This is a genomic window from Streptococcus oralis (assembly GCF_001579025.1).
In the GTDB taxonomy this organism is placed as follows: domain Bacteria; phylum Bacillota; class Bacilli; order Lactobacillales; family Streptococcaceae; genus Streptococcus; species Streptococcus oralis_X.
In genome coordinates this window covers 872,430-878,910 of the sequence record NZ_KQ970235.1, presented here as the reverse complement: position 1 = coordinate 878,910, position 6,481 = coordinate 872,430, and the positions used below count along the sequence as shown (strand labels likewise).

The following is a 6,481-nucleotide window of genomic DNA, read 5'->3' as shown; positions in this document are numbered from 1 at the left end:
ATTGACTTGGATAACCGTCAAACCTTTATCGACCAGCTGGGCGTGACACAATTGCATGGAACTAAGGTGTCTTTTAAAAAATAGAAAGGAACTGCTAGCTTTTGGTAGCAGTTTTCACTTATGTTTGAAATTTTTAAATCCTATCAGTTTAATAAAGAAAAGGCCAGAGACTATGGTTTTGTAGAAAATGGAGAAGTCTGGATCTATAGTTGCCAGATTTTGCAAGGTGACTTTTCCATGACAGTCTCCATCACTCCTGATAATGTGAGTTTTCTTGTCTTTGACCAGGAAACGGGAGATCTCTATCCCCAAGTTCATATGGAAAGCATGCGTGGGAGTTTTGTCGGAAGTGTCCGTGAGGCTTGTTTGGAGATTCTTTACCAGATTCGGAAGGCTTGCTTTGATGTACAGGATTTTATCTGCCCTCAGACTAAGCGTATCATGGATAAGGTTCAGGAAAAGTATGGTGATCCGTTGGAGTATCTGTGGGAAAAGTCGCCTGATACAGCTGTATTGCGTCATGAAGGCAATCAAAAGTGGTATGCTGTTTTGATGAGAATCCCATGGGATAAGCTGGAAAAGGGGAGAGAAGGGCTAGTCGAAGCAGTCAACCTCAAACACGACCAAGTAGCTGACCTGTTTTCACAAAAGGGTATTTATCCAGCTTTTCATATGAATAAACGCTACTGGCTTAGTCTGGCACTTGATGATAGTTTGCAAGATGAAGAAGTGATAGAACTCATCGAAAAAAGTTGGAACTTGACTGTGAAAAAATAAGGAAAGTTACTTGAGTTTTCAAATACTTTCAATTAGCAAAATATTCTTTACTGAAGAAATTTTCAGAAAATAATGGATTTTTTCTTGACAAGTGTTTTTAGCTATGCTAAAATACTAAACAAGATATCAAACGAAGGAGAAAGTCAAACATGAAAACAGCTAAGTTTAATCAATTTGCTTTGTTGTTGAGGTACTCGGGCTAGTGCAAAAGCATTAGTCCTGTTTGGCTTACCAAGCGGGAGTAAATCAACATCTCGCTTGGGCTTCTGAGCGAGATGTTTTTTTAAAACCACATTTGGAAAAGGGGAAATCTTATGCGTAAAGTTGAATTTTTTGATACAAGCCTTCGTGATGGGGAACAAACACCTGGTGTTAACTTTTCAATAAAGGAAAAAGTTTCCATTGCAAGACAGCTGGAGAAATGGGGAATTTCTGTAATTGAAGCTGGTTTTCCGGCTGCTAGTCCAGATTCATTTATAGCCGTTCAAAAAATTGCTAAAGCCATGAAAAAAACAGCAGTGACAGGATTAGCTCGTTCTGTAAAATCTGATATTGATGCTTGTTATGAGGCTCTTAAGGATGCCAAATATCCTCAAATTCATGTCTTTATCGCTACAAGTCCGATTCACCGCAAGTATAAGCTCAATAAAAGCAAGGAAGAGATTTTAGAAGCTATTAAGGAGCATGTTTCTTACGCACGTTCTAAGTTTGAAATCGTCGAATTCTCTCCTGAGGATGCGACTAGAACAGAGTTGGATTTCCTCTTACAAGTCGTTCAAACAGCGGTTGATGCAGGTGCATCTTATATCAATATCCCTGACACAGTTGGTTTTACGACTCCAGAAGAGTTTGCACGTATCTTTGATCACTTGACTGAAAATATTAAATCAGATCATAAAGTTGTCTTTGGTGTCCACTGTCACGATGATCTCGGTATGGCAACTGCAAATACTTTGACAGCAATTAAACACGGTGCTGGACGTGTCCAGGGAACTATTAATGGTATCGGTGAACGCGCAGGTAATGTTGCTCTTGAAGAAGTAGCTGTTGCTTTGAAGATTCGTGAGGATTTCTTCCAAGCAACTAGTGATATTGTTTTGGATGAAACAATGAATACGTCTGAAATGGTTTCTCGCTTCTCTGGTATTCCAGTTCCTAAAAACAAGGCTGTCGTTGGTGGCAATGCCTTCTCTCATGAATCGGGCATTCACCAAGATGGAGTCCTTAAAAATCCTCTCACTTATGAGATCATCACACCTGAATTGGTCGGTGTTAAGAGTAATAGCCTTCCACTTGGTAAATTGTCTGGTCGCCATGCCTTTGTTGAGAAACTAAGAGAATTGGCTCTAGATTTTACAGAAGAGGATATCAAACCACTCTTCGCTAAGTTCAAGGCACTGGCGGACAAGAAACAAGAAATCACAGATGCAGATATTCGAGCTCTGGTAGCTGGAACCATGGTTGAAAATCCAGAAGGCTTCCATTTTGATGATTTGCAACTTCAAACCCATGCAGATAATGAGATTGAAGCGCTCGTTAGCCTAGCCAATATGGATGGTGAGAAAGTCGAATTCAATGCGACAGGGCAAGGTTCCGTTGAAGCAATCTTTAACGCTATCGATAAGTTCTTTAACCAATCTGTCCGCTTGGTGTCCTATACCATTGATGCTGTAACAGATGGAATCGATGCCCAAGCTCGGGTTTTGGTCACTGTTGAAAACAGAGATACCGAAACCATCTTTAACGCAGCAGGTCTTGATTTCGATGTATTGAAGGCTTCCGCTATTGCCTATATCAATGCCAATACTTTTGTTCAAAAAGAGAATGCAGGTGAGATGGGGCATAGCGTTTCCTACCGAGACATGCCTAGTGTGTAAAGGAGAAGGCTATGACAAAGAAAATAGTAGCTCTAGCAGGGGATGGAATCGGTCCAGAAATCATGGAAGCTGGTTTAGCGGTTCTGGAAGCTCTAGCTTCAAAAACAGGATTTGACTATGAGATAGACAGACGCCCCTTTGGAGGTGCGGGTATTGATGCTGTGGGGCATCCCTTACCTGATGAAACCCTCAAGGCATGTAGAGAAGCAGATGCTATTCTCCTTGCGGCTATCGGTAGTCCCCAGTATGATGGGGCGGCGATTCGGCCTGAACAAGGCTTGCTAGCTCTTCGTAAGGAACTCAATCTCTATGCCAATATTAGGCCTGTAAAAATCTTTGACAGTCTCAAGCATTTATCACCTCTCAAACCGGAACGAATTGCTGGTGTAGACTTTGTCGTGGTGCGTGAGTTGACAGGTGGGATTTACTTTGGGGATCATATCCTTGAAGAGCGAAAAGCGCGTGATATCAACGACTACAGCTACGAAGAAGTAGAGCGGATTATTCGCAAGGCATTTGAAATTGCAAGAAGTCGCAGAAAAATCGTTACTAGTATCGATAAGCAAAACGTTCTAGCGACATCAAAACTCTGGCGGAGAGTAGCTGAGGAAGTTGCGCAAGATTTTCCAGATGTAACCTTGGAACACCAGTTGGTGGACTCAGCTGCTATGCTTATGATTACTAATCCTGCCAAGTTCGATGTCATCGTAACGGAGAATCTGTTCGGAGATATCTTATCTGATGAATCAAGCGTTCTATCAGGCACTCTTGGTGTTATGCCATCAGCTAGTCATTCTGAAAAAGGTCCAAGCCTTTATGAGCCCATTCACGGTTCAGCTCCTGATATTGCAGGTCAAGGAATTGCAAATCCTATCTCCATGATTTTATCAGTGGCCATGATGTTGAGAGATAGCTTTGGTCGTTATGAGGATGCAGAGCATATCGAGCGTGCTGTTGAAGCTAGTTTAGCGGCTGGCATTTTAACAAGAGATATTGGAGGACAGGCTTCGACCAGGGAAATGACAGAAGCCATCATTGAAAGATTATGAAGATAAATGAAGGAATCACGCTTGCCCTCTTGATTTGGAATTTGCTGATTTTCTTGATTTATGGCATTGACAAATCCAAGGCAAGAAGAGGTGCTTGGCGCGTCCCAGAGAAAATCTTACTCATTTTAGCCTTTACTTGTGGTGGTTTTGGTGCCTGGTTGGCAGGAATCACCTTTCACCACAAGACTAGAAAATGGTATTTTAAAACAGTTTGGTTTCTCGGGATGGTGACCACACTAGTAGCCTTATATTTTATTTGGAGGTAATGGATGGCAGGAAAATCGATTTTTGATAAATTATGGGACCGCCATGTCATCACAGGAGAAGAAGGGCAGCCCCAACTCATGTATGTGGACCAGCACTATATTCATGAAGTGACTAGTCCCCAAGCTTTTCAAGGATTACGAGATGCAGGCCGCAGATTGAGACGACCAGACTTGACATTTGGAACCTTTGACCACAATGTCCCAACAGTTAATATCTACGATATACGAGATGTCATTTCCAAGGCTCAAATTGACAAGCTAGCTGAGAATGTTGAGGAATTCGGGATTGAACATGCGGCCCATGGTTCTGAAAAACAAGGTATCGTTCACATGGTAGGTCCAGAAACAGGAAGAACTCAACCAGGGAAATTCATTGTCTGTGGAGACAGCCATACAGCTACTCACGGAGCTTTCGGAGCCATCGCCTTTGGGATTGGGACTAGTGAGGTTGAGCATGTCTTTGCGACCCAGACCCTCTGGCAGGTCAAACCCAAGAAAATGCTGGTAGAATTCACTGGTGTTCCTCAAAAAGGAGTTTATTCTAAGGATTACATTTTAGCCTTGATTGCCAAGTACGGCGTTGCTTGTGGTGTAGGCTATGTGGTGGAATATCGTGGGCAAGCGATTGATGCTCTGACCATGGAAGAGCGAATGACCATCTGCAATATGTCCATCGAGTTTGGTTCTAAGATGGGCATCATGAATCCAGATCAGACGACTTATGACTATCTCAAGGGACGGGAATGCGTTCCAGAAGATTTCGAAGAGGCGGTTGCTGACTGGAAGACGCTTGTCAGTGATGAGGATGCTGTCTATGATAAGGTTATCCAGATGGATGTCTCTGACTTGGCTCCTATGGTGACCTGGGGAACAAATCCTGCTATGGGCGTCGACTTTGACAGTAGCTTCCCAGAAATTAAGGATATGAATGATGAACGAGCTTATCATTACATGAACTTGGAGCCTGGTCAAAAGCCAGCGGACATTGAACTAGGCTATATCTTTATCGGGTCTTGTACCAATGCTCGGCTCAGTGACTTACAGCTGGCTGCGCGATTTGTTAAAGGGAAGAAAATTGCTCCCAATCTAACAGCAATCGTAGTACCAGGATCGCGTCCTGTCAAACGAGCTGCGGAGAAGTTGGGCTTGGATAAGGTTTTCTTAGACGCTGGCTTTGAGTGGAGAGACCCAGGTTGCTCTATGTGCCTAGGGATGAATCCTGACAAGGTCCCTGATGGTGTTCACTGTGCCTCAACTAGTAACCGCAATTTTGAAGACAGACAGGGATTTGGCGCTAAGACCCATCTCTGCAGTCCAGCCATGGCAGCGGCAGCGGCTATCGCAGGGCGTTTCGTAGATGTTCGGCAAATGCCAGAGGCCCAGTAAGGAGAGGATATGGAGAAATTTACAGTTTATACGGGAACGACCGTTCCTCTCATGAATGATAACATCGACACCGACCAAATACTCCCCAAGCAGTTTCTCAAGTTAATTGATAAAAAAGGCTTTGGTAAGTACCTCATGTATGCTTGGCGTTATCTAGACGACAAGTATACTGAGGATCCAGACTTTGTCTTTAACCGACCTGAATACCGAAAAGCCAGTATCCTCATCTCAGGGGATAACTTTGGGGCAGGTTCTTCGAGAGAACACGCGGCTTGGGCTCTAGCCGACTATGGTTTTAAGGTCGTGATTGCAGGATCTTTCGGGGACATTCATTACAATAATGAACTCAATAATGGCATGTTGCCCATTGTTCAGCCTAGAGAGGTTAGAGAGAAACTAGCCCAACTCAAACCGACCGACCAGGTAACTGTGGACTTGGAACAACAAAAAATCATCTCACCAGTTGGAGAATTCACTTTCGAAATCGATAGCGAGTGGAAACACAAGCTCTTAAATGGTTTGGATGATATCGGTATTACTTTGCAGTATGAAGACTTGATTGCTGCTTATGAAAAACAACGACCGGCCTACTGGCAGGATTAGAAAAATAGAAAAGGAAATATAGAACTATGACAAAACACATTCAATGGAACGGAACACTTTCTCAAGAAGGCTATGACATTTTAAAAGGTGAGGGCGGATGTATCGTTTGCCCCACAAAAGTTGGTTACATTATCATGACGAGCGATAAGGCAGGTCTTGAACGCAAATTTGAAGCCAAAGAGCGTAACCGTAACAAACCAGGTGTTGTACTTTGTGGTAGCATGGACGAGCTACGCGCTTTAGCACAACTCAACCCAGAAATTGAAGCCTTCTACCAAAAACATTGGGATGAAGATATTCTCCTTGGTTGTATCCTTCCATGGAAACCAGAAGCTTTTGAAAAACTCAAAGCATACGGTGATGGCCGTGAAGAACTCATGACTGACGTTCGTGGTACTAGCTGTTTTGTCATCAAGTTTGGTAAAGCTGGTGAACAACTGGCTGCTAAACTTTGGGAAGAAGGTAAAATGGTCTATGCCTCATCAGCCAACCCATCTGGTAAAGGAAACCGTGGTAAGGTAGA

7 protein-coding genes and 1 pseudogene are annotated in these 6,481 nt (G+C 43.2%); all 8 read left to right on the top strand.

The annotated features are described in order from the left end of the window. Positions 1-84: pseudogene (locus tag SORDD27_RS10260) on the top strand (copper homeostasis protein CutC); the annotation flags it as partial. A 36-nt stretch (positions 85-120) separates the two neighbouring features. Further along, positions 121-777 carry an MmcQ/YjbR family DNA-binding protein gene (locus SORDD27_RS04215; RefSeq protein ID WP_061427519.1) on the top strand — a complete coding sequence of 219 codons (657 nt, stop codon included), beginning with the start codon at positions 121-123 and terminating at the stop codon, positions 775-777. 314 nt (positions 778-1,091) lie between these two features. Then, complete coding sequence (locus tag SORDD27_RS04210) at positions 1,092-2,654, top strand: 2-isopropylmalate synthase (RefSeq protein WP_061427517.1); 1,563 nt, start codon at positions 1,092-1,094, stop codon at positions 2,652-2,654. An 11-nt stretch (positions 2,655-2,665) separates the two neighbouring features. Beyond that, on the top strand, positions 2,666-3,703 hold the full coding sequence (gene leuB, locus SORDD27_RS04205; protein ID WP_061427515.1) for a 3-isopropylmalate dehydrogenase: 1,038 nt from the start codon (positions 2,666-2,668) through the stop codon (positions 3,701-3,703). Next, entirely contained in the window at positions 3,700-3,969 is a 270-nt protein-coding gene (locus tag SORDD27_RS04200; RefSeq protein WP_000700089.1) for a DUF1294 domain-containing protein, read from the top strand. Before leuB ends, SORDD27_RS04200 begins: the two co-directional genes overlap by 4 nt. A gap of 3 nt (positions 3,970-3,972) precedes the next feature. Further along, a complete protein-coding gene (gene leuC, locus SORDD27_RS04195) occupies positions 3,973-5,355 on the top strand; it encodes a 3-isopropylmalate dehydratase large subunit (RefSeq protein WP_061427513.1) in 1,383 nt (460 codons plus the stop codon). A gap of 9 nt (positions 5,356-5,364) precedes the next feature. Further along, positions 5,365-5,958: a 3-isopropylmalate dehydratase small subunit gene (leuD, locus tag SORDD27_RS04190; RefSeq protein ID WP_049536560.1), complete on the top strand. Its 594-nt coding sequence runs from the start codon at positions 5,365-5,367 to the stop codon at positions 5,956-5,958. A gap of 26 nt (positions 5,959-5,984) precedes the next feature. Next, positions 5,985-6,481, top strand: a 497-nt coding sequence (locus SORDD27_RS10255) for an L-threonylcarbamoyladenylate synthase (protein WP_330997325.1), incomplete at its 3' end; no start/stop codon positions are given.